We start from the raw sequence: 15,710 nt of genomic DNA on the forward strand, positions 1-15,710 counted from the left end.
CGCCGACGGTAGGCCGTGCCGACGGGCCTTCCCTGGGTCTGGCGCACCCACCCAGAGTCACCGGTTCTGCGCTAGGGCCGCCAGTTGCGCGGCGTCCCGGCCCGGGGAGGCGCCGAACGCCTTGCGGTATTCGCGGCTGAACTGCGACGGGCTCTCGTAGCCGACGAAGTAGCCGACCTCCGCCACGTTGCCCGACCTGGTCATGAGCAGGGTGCGGGCCGCCTGGAGCCGGATCTGCTTCTGGAACTGGACCGGCGTCATCGACGTCGCCGCCCGGAAGTGCCGGTGGAAGGACGACGCGCTCATCCCGCACAACCCCGCCAGGTCGGCGACGACGAGATGCTCCCGGTAGTGCTCGCGGATCCAGCGGATGCCCCGCGAGATGAGCGCGAGGTTCCCGTCGACGAGCCCGATCTGCCGCACGAGCGCGCCCTGGTCGCCGCTGAGCAGCCACCAGAGGATCTCCCGCTGGTATCCGGGCGCGAGCACCCGCAGGTCGTCGGGCCGGTCGGCGACGCGCAGCAGCCGGACGACCGGATCGAGCAGCTCCGGCGTCGCGTCGCTCACCGCCAGCCCGGTGAACGCCGGGGACGGCCCGGTCACGGCGATCTCCAGCAGCAGGGGCGCGACGACGGCCGGGCTCAGGGCCATGCTGAAGACCACGAACGGCTCGTCCGGGCTGGCCGCCAGCGCCTGGCCGACCACCGGGAGGTCGACCGACACGACGACGTACTGGCCGGCGCGGTAGTCGTACGGGACGCCGTTGAGCACCGTGCGCTTGACCCCCTGCGCGACGATCGCGACCGACGGCTCGGAGATCGTGGCGACCGGCGGGGTCGCGCACGCCACCGACGCGATGGTCACCCCACCCGCGATGGTCCTCTGACGGCCGTCGGCGGTGTGGCGCATGATCAGCCGCCGCATCTCGTCCAGGAGCTCCATGCGCGCCAGTCAACCACCCTGATTGACAGGATCGGGCACGGCGGCGGCAGGATCTGGCTCACGGCCGGGCGGCCCGGCTTGGTGGACTTGACCACATGAAACGCAGAACTCTCGGCGCGACCGGGATGTCGGTCAGCGAACTCTCCCTCGGCGCGATGATGTTCGGCAGCATGGGGAACCGCGACCACGACGACGCGATCCGCATCATCCACCGCGCGCTCGACGCGGGCGTCAACGTGATCGACACCGCCGACGTCTACTCCCACGGCGAGTGCGAGGAGATCGTCGCCAAGGCCGTGAAGGGCCGCCGCGACGACCTGGTGATCGCCACGAAGTTCGGCCTGCCGATGGGCGAGGACCCGAACCAGCGCGGCGGCTCCCGCAGGTGGATCGTCAAGGCGGTCGACGACAGCCTGCGCCGCCTCGACGTCGACCACATCGACCTCTACCAGATGCACCGCCCCGACCACGAGACGGACGTCGGCGAGACGCTCTCGACGCTGACCGACCTCGTCCGGGCCGGCAAGATCCGCGCCTTCGGCTCCTCCATGTTCCCCGCCGAGCTGATCACCGAGGCCCAGTGGGCCGCCCAGCGCACGGGCACCCACCGCTTCCTGACCGAGCAGTCGATGTACTCGATCTTCACCCGCAAGCCCGAGGCGGCCGTCTTCCCGACCACCCAGCGCCACGGCATGGGCGTCCTGACGTTCAGCCCGCTCAACGGCGGCTGGCTCTCCGGCCGCGCCGACCTGGCGGCCGGCCACCGCGCCACCCTGCTCCCGGGCCGGTACGACCCGGAGAGCCCGACCGGCCGGCTCAAGGCCGCCGCGCTCGCCGAACTCACCGACCTCGCCGCCGAGGCCGGGCTGACGCTGCCACAACTCGCGATCGCCTTCGCACGGGCGCACCCGGCCGTCACGTCCGTGATCATCGGCCCGCGCACCGCCGACCAGCTCGACGGGTTGCTGCCCGGCGCCGAGGTCGACCTCACCGACGACGTCCTGGACCGCGTCGACGCCATCGTCCCGCCGGGAACCGACCTCGACCCCAAGGACAACTACGACACCACCCCGCCGGCCCTGCGGCACGCCCGCCTCCGCCGCCGCTGAACCCGCCTCAGAAGTTGAAGACGGCCCCCGTGACCACGGTCATCTCACAGCGGTTCCCGAAGGTGCGGATGTAGCGAACCGGCCTGCCCTCCCAGGTGCCGAAGGCCGTGACCCGGTGCGGGAGGTACTCCTTGGTGCAGATCACGTTGGGGTTGGACACCAGCCTGCCGAGGTCACCCTTGATCTCGCGAAGAAGGTCACATGCCGGCTTGGGGCTGGTGTGCGTGCCGCCGTCCGGATCGCAGAACAGCGTGGCGACCGTGTGCCCCCGGCCGTCGACGCTCCTGCTGAGCGTCAGTGCCCCCGAGGGCGTGTCGGCCAGGGCCGGATGGGCGGCGAACAGCGGGGCGGCCACGATGGCGGCAGCAAGAAAGGCACGCATGTTGACTTAGGGTAGCAATGCGTATCCGAACAGTCACATAGCCACGCACCCCAAAGGCCCGTGGCCGATTCGATCGGCCACGGGCTGCCTGCCCACAACAGGCGACGGCGGCTCCCGCGCCCCGGAGCCGATCGGCACGGGCCGCCGCCCGCCCAGGTCAGGCGACGACGGCGACGGGGTCGGCGATGGCATGGCCGCCGACCACGGCATACCCGACCACGGCGCAGCCGACTTCGGCGGCCATGGTGCACGCGCCGCTCATCCGGTGCCCTGGAGCCGATCGGCCACGGGCCGCCGCCGGCCTAGGTCAGGTGGCGGTGCAGGTGACGGTGGCCCCCGCGCCGGTTCCGGTGCCCTGGAAGCCGAGGGTGGCACTCTGCCCGGCTGTCAGTCGCCCGTTGTAGCTCTGGTTGGTGACGGTCACGGATCCGCTGGTGCCGGAGTTGACGCCGTTCCACAACGACGTGATCGCGGCACCGGAGGGCAGGGTCAGGGCCAACCTCCAGCCGTTGATCGCGGCGCTGCCCGCGGTGACGGTGATGGACGAGACGAACCCGCCGCCCCACTGGTCCTGCACCGTGTACGTCGCCGAGCAGCCCTGCGTCCCGCTGGGCGAGGGGCTCGGGCTCGGCGAAGGGCTGGGGGACGGACTGGGCGAAGGACTGGGCGAAGGACTGGGCGAAGGACTGGGAGACGGGCTGGGCGACGGGGAGGGCGTGCCGTCGAGTGTCAGGTTCTTCCGCTGGATCTGCCACTGCGTGTTGCACAGACCGCAGTTGTTGCCCACGAACGCGCCGCCGGCCGCGGTGTCCCCCTTCAGCCGCCATTTCAGCCACAACACCGCGACCCGGCCGAACTCGCCGCCGTTCGTCTGCCCGTAGGTGCCGCCGTGACCCACGTTCAGATTGCCCATGAACGCGGGCAGCCCGGACGGCAGCTTGCCCCAGTCGTCGATCGCGTTGGGGTAGGCGATGTCACTCGTGCCGCCGATGAAGTAGGCGATCGGCTTCGTCAGCCGTCTGAGCTGGTAGTCGTCGGCGTCGTTCAGCAACCCGCTGCTGAAGATGGTGGTCGTGGAGATGCGCGGGTCGTTGGAGACGGCGTAGGCCTCCAGCCCTCCGCAGGAGAACCCGCCGACCGCGATCTTGCTCGTGTCGAGCCGGTTGTACAGGACGCTGCCCTGGCGGCCGTTCTCCGAGATCGCCCAGTCGATCGACTGGGTGAGCATCTGGGACGTCGTCGAGCCGGATCCGTTCGGGCTGCCGTTGGCGATGACCAGGAACCCGTGCGAGGCGATCTCGCGGAGGAAGTTCGCCTGCGACAACCCGTTGGCGGAGCAGGCGCCGTTGCCCCACACGTATATAGGGAGTCTCTGGGACGGGATGGTGACGGGCCGGTAGACGGTGTGGTTCTGGAGGCTGCCGTCCCAATCGGCGGGGTACGGGCCCGACCCGCCGACGGCCGCGGCGGCCGGCGTGTTGGTGAGCGCCACTATTCCAGCCAATAAGGGGACGACCGCGGCCGCCAATCCCGCGCTGATGATCGAGCGTTTCCTCACTTCACCCTCCAAAGGCGTTCGAAATGTGCAGTTACTATCACTGCGGTAACAAAAAGTGTCAAACACTCGAACTCGCCCTATTAATAGGTGTGGCACGCAGACCGCGAACACCCTCGGACAAGGCGCATCCAGAGGCCCAGATCACCTCGCCCCGCGGCCCGGCATCCCACGGCGCGCACGAAACAGCCCCGCGCCGGGTGACGGTGAAACTTTCCTCAGCGGTCCCGGTGCACCCGAACCGACAGAGACTCCTCGGACGCCCGGAAGTGCGTGATCCAGGACGCGGCGTCCGGCCAATGAGGGGTCGCGATCTCGATGAGCCGCGCCTCGGCGAGCGAACCGAGCGCGGAATGGATCTCCAGCAGCAGTTCCCGGGCCGCATGGCGCGGCCACGCCGCAGGAAGAAGATGCTCGGGCAGGTCCGGATCGACGTCCGGGAACTTCCGCCAGGAATCCATGACGGAGGTCCGCGCCACCAGCGCCCGAGTGGCGTCGACCTCCCCGTCGCGCACGGCCACCCGCAGGCCGGAGTACTGCGCGATGAAGTCCTCGTAGCCCGAGGCGAGCCCGGCCAGATCATAGGCGGCGGCCGGACCGTGCGGCCCGGCCTCCTCGTCGAACCGGGTGTGCATCACCGACCACCGGCCCCCGTCGACCCCGTCGAGGATGTCGTGCATCGCCTGTTTCACCGGGCCGGACTCCGATCCCGGCCGGATCCAGACACTGTCGTACAGCCGGGCGAACCCCAGCGCCCCCAGGGCCTTGCGCACCGCGTGCCGCGCGGCCTGGCCCGACTGCGGAAGTGAGAAGGAGACGGTCACCCAGTCGCCGGTCCACTTCGGCGGACGCGCGCCGAAGCTCAGGAAGTGATCCATCCGGGAACGATGCCGCGCGATCGCCTGCGGCGTGAGGTGGTAGACGGGCGGCCGCCCCGACCCCCGCACCGCGATGAGGCCGCGCTTGGTCAGCCGCGACAACGCGGCCCGCGCGCTCGACTCGCTGATGCCGAACTCCGCGAGCATCGCGACCACCGCCGCCGACGGCAGGTCGGCCTCCGAGGAGTCGAGGTACTCGCCGAGCAGGGTCGCCAGCAGGTGTTGCGGGTTGGGGCCGGCCTGCGTACGCGGGTCGCTGACGTCGTCCGCAGGTAGTTGGGCGTGCACGGCACAAGCTTGCCCCACGTGGCCGACGTGCGGAGCATTCCCGCATATCAGCATTTATCGCAGGGCGGGGAAAAACGTTTTCCCGCCTTGCCTTTTGCCCTTCCCTTATGACGCATCGGGAATGTAGAAGTCGTTCACCGTCTCAAATAGCCAACAGGGAAGTCATGCCACATTACCGACGGAGTGTCGTACTGGCCATCGCCATGGCCTGCACCATGGGCGGCACGGCCGCATATGCCGAAAACGCCGTCCAGCCGAAAAGCTCGCCGACTCTCCGGCCCTCGGCGCCCCCGCCCAGGAAAATCGTCCACAATCGAATTCCGCAGAACATCGGTCAGATCTGCGGCGCACCCTATGTGACGGGCGACCCGGACCTCGGGCCGGTACGCCTGCCACGGTCGGGCTACCTCGGCGCACTCGTGCGCGGCTACGTGCCCATGGGCGGCCTCAAGCCCCAGCACTTCCTCTCGCGCTACTGGAACTACGGCGTGAACGACTACCGTTACCCGCCGAACTCCGGGTTCGGCCTCTCCGGCAATTACCCCAACGGCAGGCTGCTGTCCAAGACGACGTTCCTCCAGATCGGCATGAAACTCGACCGTTTCGGCGGCTACGGAGGCGCATTCTTCGCTCCCATGGGAGACGCTTTCGCCAAACGCGCCCTGCCGCCGCGCAACCTCAACACCAATCCGCAGGACCCCGCACACCCGTGCAACTATCACGTGTTCAGGGTGCTCAAGTCGTTCCGCGTGGACGTGGGCCCGGTCTCCCCCGCGTTCCAGCAACCGGGCGGCGGCACGCAGTATCACGTGCTCAGCAAGTACATTCCCGAAGCCCCGCAGTCGAACGAAGAGGTACCGGTGAGCTGGCTGCTGCAGAACGGGTACCTGCGGGAGCTCACCCCGCCCGACCAGCGGACCAGCATGCGCCGATCCTAATATCCTGCTAGACAGGATATGCTGAGCCTCATGAACTCACGGGGCATGACGGAGCAGGCGTTCCTCGTCCTCACCGCACTGGCAGACGAGTCCCGCCACGGCTACGGGATCGTCCAGGAGGTCGAGCGACTCTCAGAGGGCCGCGTCCACCTGAAGATCGGCACCCTGTACGGAGTGCTCGACCGACTGGCCGCCGAGGAACTCCTGTCGCTCGACCGCGAGGAGGCCCACCAGGGACGCCTGCGGCGCTACTACCGGCTCACCGACCAGGGCGCGAGCGCCCTGGAGGCGGAGGCCGCCCGCCTCACCGAAACCGCCCGCTACGCGACCGAACGCCTGCGCGCCCGCCATGCCGGGGGGACGGCGTGACCACCCTGGAAGACCGCTACCGGCGGGTGCTGCGGCTGCTGCCGGCGGCCTACCGCGCCGAACGCGAGGAGGAGATGGTCTCGGCCTTCCTCGACGGCGCGGGCCCGGACGACGAGAACGCGCGGCCACGCTGGCCGGAGATCGCCGGCGTGGCCGCCTTGGCGGTGCGGATCCGGCTGGGAGGCACGACCCCGAGAAGCGCCGCCTGGGGCCGGACCGTACGACTGACCGCCCTGATCGGCCTGGCCTTCCAGGCGACGATGAGCTGCGTCTACCTGGCCCAGACCCTGGGCGTCCACGGGCTGCTCCCCCTGCCGTTCGACGAGACGCCGATCGGCGATCCCGCCTCGGCCGAACGACTGTGGCACGTGACCAGGGACCTCTCGTCCCTGCTCTGGATCGCCGGCTATGTGGCGCTGGTCCGCGGCCGTCCGCGTGTGGCAAAGGCGACGGCGACCCTGGGCCTGACCGTCTACGTGCTGTCCGGGACGGAGGCGGCGGAGTCGTTCGTGCTCGTCGTCGCCACGCTCGCCCTGCTGGCCGGATATCACCGCGACGCCCCGGCGCACCGCCACTCGGGACGACTGGCGGCGCTCCCCGTGGTCGCCGGTGCGGCGGTCTTCCTGGTCATGATGATGTCGACCTGGGCCATGACAGCGTCGAGCCGGTCGCCGGAGTGGCCGGGCACGTGGGTCTGGGTCTGGTCGTGGCTGCCGCCTTCCGGCCTGTTCTGCCTGGCGCTCCTGGTGGCATGCGCCGTCTGTCTCGCGGCCCACCTGACCGCCCCTCGGTGGCGCTCGCCCTCCGTGCCGCTGGCACTGGCGATCCTGACCGTGCCCGTCACCCTGGCACGCCTGTCCTACCTGAACCCCGGCTCCGACCAGGCCACCGACACGATGAACGCCGTCACCGTCGCCCAGGCCGTCGCACTGGTGCTGGCCGGCACGATCCTCACGGTGATCGGCACCCGGACACTGCCCGCCAGGCGCACACAGCGAAGGCCCGCAATCGATGTGGACGATCAGGGGCCGGCCTGAGATTGTCCTACCGGGTCACACCGACAGGACTACGGACGCTGCATCACGCGGCAGGCCCCAGATCCCAGGTCCACAGCGCTTCGCGGCCGCCGCCGACAAGCACGGCGCGGCCGTCGAGGTAGCTCATCGAGAGAGAGCCGAGGTAGCGGGAAGGACACTGAAGCGTCCCGATCTGCCGGCTGGTCGTGAGGTCCCAGACCCGCATGCTCCTGTCCTGGGGCGAGTAGGTGACCGCGATCGGGACACCGGCGACCCGTCCGGAGGCGATGCTGTTCACCTGCTTGGAGTGGCCGAGCAACGGACGCTCGACCTGCTTGCCCGTGGCGAGGTCATAGAGTTCCACGGTCCTGCCTGTGGCCACGATCGCGACCGCCGTACAGTCGAACAAGGCGATCTCCACCCGGGCCGAGTGCTCGGTCTTCGCGATGCGGAACGATGCCATCCGTTTTCCCGCGCCGACGTCCCAGAGCCGGGCGCGGGTGGCGCTGAAGGTCACCGCGACCGGCCGGTCGGCGAGGCTGATGAGGGCCAGCTGTCCGGCCGGGCCCTTTCCGACGGCGAGATCGTGCAGCAGCGTTCCCGAAGGAAAGTCCCAGATGCGTACCGCGCCCCGAGAGGAAGAGCCACCGGCCGCGTCGTCCTCGTCGACCGCTCCGACCACAAGCGTCCGGCGATCGGCTTCGGTCAGCGCGACCCCGTTGACGAAGCCGTCAGAGCCGATGAGGGGTTCGCCGATCGGCATGCGACTGGCAAGATCTAATAGCCGGATCGAATAGTCTCCGGAACCGATCCCCGCGGCCAGAACCGCTCGTCCGCCGTAGTCGCCGGTCGCGAACGAGGTGATGCGCCCGGGCAGCCTGACCGGCGCGTCCAGCGGCCTGCCGCTGCCGAGATCCCACACGCCGGGGAATCTGTCGTCACCGTTCCCTTGGGCCACCACGATCGGCCTGCCGTGCAGTTCGCCGTTCACGCCGTGGATGTCACCGTTGGGCCCCCCGGTGGCAGGAGGAGCGGATTCCCGGCCGGTGGCGAGATCGTAGGCGCGGACGGCGTTGTCGCGCCCGCCGGTCACGATCATGGGACGGTCGCCGAGATCACCGACCGCCAGCGACGTGACGTGCCCCGCAATCTCGAAGGACGACACCCTTTCACCAGTGGCCGTATCGATGACCGCGATCGAGCTACGGAGCCTCGATCCGTAAGGGTCGGTGGCGATGCCCCCGACGGTTTCGACCGAGACGAACACGGTCCGGCCGTTCAGCACGGCGAGCGACGAAGGGCCGAACCTTCCCCTCAGCCAGTGGTAGGTCGCCTCACGCGTGACCAGATCCCAGCGGATCACCCCGAGATCGGGCGTGGGGATCAGTGCCACCGGACGGCCGCCGATCGTGGTCGTCCTGATCGTGTCGATGCTCTGGATGAACTCGTCCTGAAGAGTGAGCGGTTTCCCGACGGGTTTTCCGGACACCGGATCCCAGGCGATCACGGCGTCGCCCTCTCCGGTCAGCACGAGCGGGACGCCGTGGACGCGGGTCAGCGCGACGGCGCTGAAGATCCCGGTGCCGATGGGCCGACCGATCCGGCGGCCGGTCGCCAGATCGAACACATGGGCGCCGTCGGTGCCCGCCGCGGCGGCGATCGGCCTGCCGTCGAGCTCGCCGAACGCGACGGCACGGAACCGCCCGGCGGGGAGCGGTCCGCCGACGGGCAGCCGAGTGGTCGCGTCCCACCTCTGGAGCGCCCCATGGCTCCGGCCGAGGATGACGGGCCTGCCGTCGACGGTGCCGTACGCCACCGGGCCGTCGCCGGGGATCGGATCGCCGATCGGTTTCAGAGTGGCCCTGTCCCAGATCCGGATCGTGTGCTCGACACCCGCGCTGATCGCGACGGGCCGGCCGTCCAGCTCATCTACCGCCACCGAGGTCACGTCGGAGTGACCGCCCATGTCCATCGCGACGGGCGCCGCGAACGAGGCGGGAACGCCACCGGGTGACGTCTCCTGGCAGGCGGTGGCCGCCCGAGGCCACTTCACGACGGTCGACCCGGCCGAGGCCAGCGGCACGAACCCGGCCAGAATCAGCGCGGCGAGGATGGGTGGCAGCCGTCGAGAGAACATCCGAACCCCTGTCGCCGAATGGCTCCCGAGCATAAACCGCATCCCCGCCGGCGATGTCGCCCCGACGTGATCCGCCGAAGGACACCGAGGTCGCCACGTCAACCCGACCTCTATCTCTCTGCATTCATTGCGTGCGCCAGGCTCTCAATGATGGGCAGCGTCGGGATTGTCCCGCTGTCGCGCAGCATCTTGCCCAGTTCATACGCAAGTCGCGTCGCCTCGAATGCTTCGCACGCGCCGCGAAGTCATGAATTGCTCACTGTCTCCACCACCTCCCCTACCGAAGAATCAAGGCGTGACAGCGATTCAGGTGAACCGCATCAGCAAGAGCTACGGCGAATTCCAGGCGGTCGACGACATTTCGTTCGAGGTCGAGGCGGGAACGGTCTTCGCCTTGCTCGGCCGCAACGGCGCGGGCAAGACCACGACGATGGAGCTGCTCATCGGGTTCCAGAAGCCGGACACCGGCTCGGTCCGGGTGCTGGGCCTCGACCCGATCAAAGACCGCGCCCAGGTGCGCGGCAACGTCGGCATCATGTTGCAGGAGGCCGGGTTCTTCCCGGACCTGACGGCCGGGCAGACGGTCGAGATCTGGCGGGACTTCACCCCCGCCGCGCGCCCCGCGAGCGAGGCGCTGGAGCTGGCGGGCCTCACCGCGAAGGCGAAGACGAAGGTGCGGCAGCTGTCCGGCGGTGAGAAACGCCGCTTGGACCTGGCGCTGGCCCTGCTGGGCCGGCCCGACGTGCTGTTCCTGGACGAGCCGACCACCGGCATGGACCCCGAGGCCCGCCGCAACATCTGGGAGGTCGTCCGCGACCTCGCCGCCCGGGGCACGACCGTGCTGCTGACCACCCACTATCTGGAGGAGGCCCAGCAGCTGGCGACGAACCTGGCCATCATGGACAGAGGTGAGATCGTCGTCGGCGGCGACATGGCCGAGACGCTGGCCGCGCGGGTGGGGCGGGTCTCTTTCGAGCTGCCGTCCGTGATCGATCCCGGGGAGTTGCCGCTGCCCGCGACCGTGCGGGGCAGAGTCGCCGTGGTCCAGGCCGCCGATCCGGACCTGGCCGCCCAGACGCTGCTGGGCTGGGCGAGCGAACGCGGCCTGCGCCTGCGCGGACTGGAGGTCCGGGCGGCCTCACTGGAAGACCTGTTCCTGGAACTGGCCCAGAACCACGAAACACTTCCAAACGGCGCACCGGCCCGAAGCGACCGCCCTGGCCGAAGTGGTGGCGCCCGTGCGTGACGTGCTGGCCGTGGCGCGGCTGGGCGGACGGCTGTTCTGGGGCGACGGGCGGGCGGTCGGCGGCATCGCGGTGCTCGGCGTCTGCCTGGGCGCGGGCCTGCCGTTGCTGATCGCCGCCTCGCTCAGGAGCCGCGATGTGGAGGTGGTGCTCGGCATGCATCTCGGCATGCTCGCCGTGGTCCTGACCATGGTCGCGACCACTCAGACGGCCGTGACGCTGTCGACCCGGCGGGAGATGCTGGTTCTCAAGCGGCTACGCGCCTCGGGCCTGCGCGGGCGGGCCATCATCGGCGGCGAGCTGGTCAACATCGTGACGCAGGCCACTCTCCTGTCGGCCCTCATCTCGCTGATCCTCTACACCTTCACCTACGTCCCGCCACCTGAACTGCCGCTGTTGTTCGCGGCGTGCGTCGTCGCGGTGGCCGGGGTGCTGGCGCTGATCGGCGTCGTCTTCTCGATCGTGACCCGCCGCCCTGACCTGAACGCCCCCGCCACGATCCCGTTCATTGTGGCCGCCGCGGTCGGGGCCGGAGGATATGGGCCGTTCGTCACCGCCCTCCTGCCCGGCTGGGTCCAGTGGGCACTCGACCTGCTGCCGACCGGAGCGATGGTCGAGATCGCCGGACTCGCCTACCGGGGCGGCGAGCTTGCGACGCTGACCGGGCCCGTTCTGAACCTGACCGTCTGGGCCCTCCTCGGCCTGGTCACCGTCCGCTTCCTCTTCCGATGGGACCCACGGCGATGAGTTTCACAGCCACCTACAAGCTGAGCGCCCGGCTGTTCTGGCGCGACAAGGGCATGCTGCCCGCCTCCGTGATCACCCCGCTGGGGCTGGCGATCGGAATGCCGACGCTGATGCGCAACGTCCGGGCCGACGGCGTCGCGGCCGCGGCGCAGATGTTCGCGGGGGCCCTCGCGCTCATCCTGGCGGCAACCGCGTTTCTGAACATCACCGTCGCCCTGACCATGCGCCGCGACCAGCTCGTGCTCAAACGGCTGCGCACCACCCGGCTCACCGACCGGCAGATTCTCCTCGGCGAGGTCGCGAACAACGTCACACAGACGGTCGCCCTCATGATCGTGTCGGCCGTGGCCGTACACTTCCTGGCCGATGTGCCGCTGCCGAGGAATCCGGTGCTGTTCACGGTGTTCGCGATCGCGGGTTCGGCGGTGCTGGCGACGCTGGGGGTGGCGTGGACGGCCGCGATCCCGCGTGGGGAGCTCGCGGCGCCCATGACTCTGCCGTTCTTCTTCCTGGCCGGGCTCGCGTCCGGGGCGATGGGCTCGATCATGGACCTGCTGCCCTCCTGGCTGCACCCATTGCTCGCCGCCCTGCCCACCAGCGCGGTGGTGGACGTGGTCCGCACCTCCTACGGGCCGGGAACACTCGGCTCCGACCTGGCGGCGGCAGCCGTACCGGCTTTGGCTCTGGCGGTGTGGGCGGGGGTCGCACTGCTCTCGATCAGGAGGTGGTTCCGCTGGGACTCCAGAAAGTCATAATGGGCCGATCATGAACTCGACCTCCGCACGGCGGCTCGGGATCGCGCTGATCGTCCTGATCTCCATCGGCTACACGATCATCCCCGTCGTGGCCTCCCTCGTGACCGCCTCCATGTCGATCAACGCCCGGCTGCTCGCTGCGCTGACCGCTTTCTACTTGCCGCACATCCTTCATGTACGACAGGCGTTCACAGGCGCCAGATCCCGGTGGCTCCCCGCGACACTGACGGTGCAGGTGGTCGCCGCCTACCTGCCGGAGGTCATCGGATTCCCCAACTGGTCGGCCGGGACCGCGCCGCTCCTGGCCGGGCCGGTGCTCCTGCTGCTCCCACTGCGCTGGGGCGGCGTCATGGTGATGACGATGGCGGCGGTGGAGTTCTGGTGGCTTTACGGCATCTGGCACGACGTGACCGGCTCGTTCTTCTACTCCCTCACCATCGTCATCACCGGCGCCATGTTCTACGTCGTCGTGCGGCTGGTCCGGGTCACCGCCGAACTCGAGCAGGCGCGGGCCGGCCTGGCGGAGGCGGCGGTACTGAAGGAGCGGTTGCGGATCTCCCGCGACCTGCACGACGGGCTGGGCCATAGCCTCACCGCGATCGTGTTGAAGGGCGACCTGGCCACCCGGCTCATGGACCGCGATCTCCCCACCGCGAAGACCGAGGTCGGCGCGCTGGTCCAAGTGGCGAGGGAGGCCGCGCAGGAGGTGCGTCAGGTGGCTCGCGGCTACCGGCGGATGACGCTCACCGATGAGGTGCACCGGGCCGCGGCGCTGCTCGAATCGTCTGGCATCGGCTGCCAGGTCAACCTCGCCCAAATCACCGTGTCCCAGGAGCCGGACGAGGCCCTCGCCTGGGCCGTGCGCGAGGGTGTCACGAACATCCTGCGGCACAGCCGCGCCACCACCTGTTCGATCACCACCTCCAACCGTGCGGGACGCGCCCATCTGGAGATCGTCAACAACGGCCTCCCACCTGATGACGCGCAAAGCGCTACGGCCGGTGATGGCCCTGGGGGTGTCCAGACTCTCACCGGCGGGCTGGTCGGGCTGGCGGAGCGGGCCGCGCAGGTGGGGGGCACGGTCGAGGCCGGGCGCACGTCAGAGGGCGGATTCCGGTTGACCATGGAGGTGCCCACATGATCCGCGTCCTCCTGGCCGAGGACATGCATATGATCCGGGCCGCCCTCACCGCCCTGCTCCGACTGGAGGCCGACCTGGACGTGGTGGCCGAGGTGACGCGCGGCGACGAGATCGTCCCCGCCGCGCTGCGGGTGCGGCCTGACGTGGCGATCGTCGACATCGACCTGCCCGTGCTGGACGGCATCACCGCCGCCGCGCAGCTGCGGGAGGTCCTCCCCGACTGCCGCATCCTGGTGCTGACCGCGATGGGCCAGCCAGGTCAGGTACGGCGCGCATTGTCGGTGGGCATCGAGGCGTTCCTGGTCAAGGACGCCCCCGGCGACCGCCTGGCCGACGCGATCAGGCGCACGGCGGCCGGGCTGCGGGTCCTGGACGCGGAGCTGGTGGCCTCGGCGATGGAGCGCGGAGAGAGCCCTCTCACCTCACGCGAGGCCACCGTCCTGCGGGAAACCGCCGGAGGCGCCACCGCCGAAGAGATCGCCGCCCGGCTGCACCTGTCGGCGGGCACCGTACGCAACTACCTCACCGGCGCCATCACCAAGACCGGCGCCCGCAACAAGATCGACGCCATCCGAATCGCCGAGGATGCGGGCTGGCTGTGAACCTCGGTCCGCCGTGAGGCCGACCGTGCATCAGACTCCACGAGATCGATCCCGCACGCCGGGAACTACACATCCTTTGCCCGCAAATGAGACATGCGCATTCATTCGGAAATGACGCCCAGCAGCCCTTGCGATGAAAACAAGTCGCGGTCGAGAAACCGCCCACTGACTCTTCCCAAGACACATAGATACTCTTCCAGCTGCCCTTCCAGTGAACTGATGTCACATGTCAGATCCTCCCAGTGAACGCGATATTCTTCCTCATCGTAGATGGTTCCATCCCATACACCATCGTGGATGTAAGAGAGTTCATCGATTTCTCCTATGCCGTAGATGCATGAGACATCGAAGACGCGCTGGCCGCCTAGGCTGAGGGCCTCCGGAGACGACCTGAATCCATTGAGATAAAGAACTAGGGACCAGCCGGGAGCAAGGCGGGTGATCCAAGCCCGCTGCGACCCTCCGGACTTAGAACCGTAAAATTCCATGGCAGCCTGAAAGTCGCACACGACTGTCGTCTCCGCTGCGATGCGCAACCGCCGGGCCACCTCGCCGATGTCTTCGATGCTGACCCATTGAGCCATGAAGAAGCTATGGAGTCCATGTTCAAGCAGGAGGCTCTGTTGACTTTCGGCAGGAAAGGCATTCATAGAAGATATCCAGATCCTGTACGACGACAGCGAGAGGAAAGCGGGCGAGAAGCTCAGCAATGTCACTCCTCGCCCGCCTCCCAGGACGGGTTCACCTGGCGAATCTTAAAATTCGATGAGCACCTAGAATCAGTGCCTCGTCCTGGCGCCCGGACGCGCCGCCGGCCGCCCCAGGCGGGCGCCTTGACCCTGTCGAGAAACTCGTCACCGAAAACACGTCCGGCCCAAGATCAGCTCCACGCACGGAGCCGATTAAGGGCCGCTCTCCGCCTCACCAGAAGTAAGACCGACCGGACATGGGACACCCGTCCCTACGAGCGTGTACTTAGGTGACCCATTAGGACCGGAGCATGCGCAGATCTGGGCGTGGCTCGCCGCAAGCCGCTTTCCGCCCGGCCAGACCTGTGACCTGCACGGCCAGCTGAATCCGGACCTCGCCCGGTGCTCCAGTGCAATGGACAGTGGCTCCGTGCTGCCGATTCGGGCCGGCCTGCGCCCGGGAGGCTCTGACATCGTCCGCGGGTACGTGGACATTCACGCCCCAAGCCTGCCTCACGCCTCAGGCACGGCCATCTCGCCGAGAAGTGACCAGTCGTCCTGCGGAAGCGTCGCGTTGACGATCCGGGGGGTCTCGGCGAGATGGCGGGGCAACGTCTGCTGCGCCTTTCTGAAGTGATCGGACTGGACGTGCGCACCTCCCGCATCGCCATCCCGAAACGCCTCGACGAGGACGTACTCCGTCGGGTCCTCGACACTGCGCGACCAGTCGAACCACAAGCAGCCAAGCTCACCGCGAGTGGCCTCGGTGAACTCGCGTGTGATCTCCGGCCACTGGTCGGCATACTCGGGCAGCACGTGGAACTTCGCCGTAATGAAGATCATGGAATGTCTCGCAAGTCAGTGAGATGGCATGGTACGACCGGCATGACCGGCGCGTGATCCGTCGAGTCTAACCAG

16 protein-coding genes are annotated in these 15,710 nt (G+C 68.7%); 9 read left to right on the top strand and 7 right to left on the bottom strand.

Annotated features, from left to right (window positions below):
• Positions 1–57: 57 nt before the first annotated feature.
• A complete protein-coding gene (locus QSK34_RS20640) occupies positions 58–942 on the bottom strand; it encodes an AraC family transcriptional regulator (RefSeq protein ID WP_285585899.1) in 885 nt (294 codons plus the stop codon).
• Positions 943–1,037: 95 nt separating this feature from the next.
• Here QSK34_RS20640 and QSK34_RS20645 point away from each other — a divergent pair, with 95 nt between their 5' ends.
• Positions 1,038–2,051, top strand: a complete 1,014-nt coding sequence (locus tag QSK34_RS20645) for an aldo/keto reductase (protein ID WP_285585900.1) — start codon at positions 1,038–1,040, stop codon at positions 2,049–2,051.
• Positions 2,052–2,058: 7 nt separating this feature from the next.
• Here the strand turns inward: QSK34_RS20645 and QSK34_RS20650 are convergent, their stop codons facing one another.
• From QSK34_RS20650 to QSK34_RS20660, 3 genes are all read right to left on the bottom strand, one after another.
• Entirely contained in the window at positions 2,059–2,433 is a 375-nt protein-coding gene (locus tag QSK34_RS20650) for an SSI family serine proteinase inhibitor (protein ID WP_285585901.1), read from the bottom strand.
• 307 nt (positions 2,434–2,740) lie between these two features.
• Positions 2,741–3,991: a cellulose binding domain-containing protein gene (locus QSK34_RS20655; RefSeq protein ID WP_285585902.1), complete on the bottom strand. Its 1,251-nt coding sequence runs from the start codon at positions 3,989–3,991 to the stop codon at positions 2,741–2,743.
• Positions 3,992–4,206: 215 nt separating this feature from the next.
• Positions 4,207–5,154: a PaaX family transcriptional regulator gene (locus QSK34_RS20660; RefSeq protein ID WP_285585903.1), complete on the bottom strand. Its 948-nt coding sequence runs from the start codon at positions 5,152–5,154 to the stop codon at positions 4,207–4,209.
• A 215-nt stretch (positions 5,155–5,369) separates the two neighbouring features.
• On the opposite strand from QSK34_RS20660, the gene QSK34_RS20665 reads away from it, so the two are divergent.
• Genes QSK34_RS20665 through QSK34_RS20675 form a run of 3 tightly spaced genes read left to right on the top strand, consistent with a single transcriptional unit; the run spans position 5,370 to position 7,498 of the window.
• On the top strand, positions 5,370–6,092 hold the full coding sequence (locus QSK34_RS20665) for a TNT domain-containing protein (protein ID WP_285585904.1): 723 nt from the start codon (positions 5,370–5,372) through the stop codon (positions 6,090–6,092).
• Between the two features lie 30 nt (positions 6,093–6,122).
• The gene (locus QSK34_RS20670) at positions 6,123–6,461 is read left to right on the top strand and encodes a PadR family transcriptional regulator (RefSeq protein WP_235966487.1); all 339 of its coding nucleotides are present in this window, start codon (positions 6,123–6,125) and stop codon (positions 6,459–6,461) included.
• Complete coding sequence (locus QSK34_RS20675; protein ID WP_285585905.1) at positions 6,458–7,498, top strand: hypothetical protein; 1,041 nt, start codon at positions 6,458–6,460, stop codon at positions 7,496–7,498. Before QSK34_RS20670 ends, QSK34_RS20675 begins: the two co-directional genes overlap by 4 nt.
• Before the next feature lie 43 nt (positions 7,499–7,541).
• On the opposite strand, the gene QSK34_RS20680 is transcribed toward QSK34_RS20675, so the two are convergent.
• Positions 7,542–9,614 (bottom strand): WD40 repeat domain-containing protein, encoded by a 2,073-nt coding sequence (locus QSK34_RS20680; protein WP_285585906.1) that lies wholly within the window; start codon positions 9,612–9,614, stop codon positions 7,542–7,544.
• 295 nt (positions 9,615–9,909) lie between these two features.
• Between QSK34_RS20680 and QSK34_RS20685 the strand changes: the two genes are divergently transcribed.
• Genes QSK34_RS20685 through QSK34_RS20705 form a run of 5 tightly spaced genes read left to right on the top strand, consistent with a single transcriptional unit; the run spans position 9,910 to position 14,103 of the window.
• The gene (locus tag QSK34_RS20685; RefSeq protein ID WP_285585907.1) at positions 9,910–10,860 is read left to right on the top strand and encodes an ABC transporter ATP-binding protein; all 951 of its coding nucleotides are present in this window, start codon (positions 9,910–9,912) and stop codon (positions 10,858–10,860) included.
• Positions 10,853–11,605, top strand: coding sequence for an ABC transporter permease (locus QSK34_RS20690; RefSeq protein ID WP_285585908.1), 753 nt, complete (start codon positions 10,853–10,855; stop codon positions 11,603–11,605). The genes QSK34_RS20685 and QSK34_RS20690 overlap by 8 nt, the downstream gene beginning before the upstream one ends.
• Entirely contained in the window at positions 11,602–12,360 is a 759-nt protein-coding gene (locus QSK34_RS20695) for an ABC transporter permease (RefSeq protein ID WP_285585909.1), read from the top strand. The genes QSK34_RS20690 and QSK34_RS20695 overlap by 4 nt, the downstream gene beginning before the upstream one ends.
• Positions 12,361–12,370: 10 nt before the next feature.
• Positions 12,371–13,501, top strand: coding sequence for a sensor histidine kinase (locus QSK34_RS20700; RefSeq protein WP_285585911.1), 1,131 nt, complete (start codon positions 12,371–12,373; stop codon positions 13,499–13,501).
• The gene (locus tag QSK34_RS20705; protein ID WP_285585912.1) at positions 13,498–14,103 is read left to right on the top strand and encodes a response regulator transcription factor; all 606 of its coding nucleotides are present in this window, start codon (positions 13,498–13,500) and stop codon (positions 14,101–14,103) included. The genes QSK34_RS20700 and QSK34_RS20705 overlap by 4 nt, the downstream gene beginning before the upstream one ends.
• A gap of 101 nt (positions 14,104–14,204) precedes the next feature.
• On the opposite strand, the gene QSK34_RS20710 is transcribed toward QSK34_RS20705, so the two are convergent.
• Positions 14,205–14,819, bottom strand: a complete 615-nt coding sequence (locus QSK34_RS20710) for a hypothetical protein (RefSeq protein ID WP_285585914.1) — start codon at positions 14,817–14,819, stop codon at positions 14,205–14,207.
• 486 nt (positions 14,820–15,305) lie between these two features.
• Positions 15,306–15,635, bottom strand: a complete 330-nt coding sequence (locus QSK34_RS20715) for a putative quinol monooxygenase (RefSeq protein WP_285585915.1) — start codon at positions 15,633–15,635, stop codon at positions 15,306–15,308.
• Between the last annotated feature and the right edge of the window lie 75 nt (positions 15,636–15,710).

The organism is Herbidospora sp. NBRC 101105 (assembly GCF_030269205.1).
GTDB classification, from domain to species: domain Bacteria; phylum Actinomycetota; class Actinomycetes; order Streptosporangiales; family Streptosporangiaceae; genus Herbidospora; species Herbidospora solisilvae.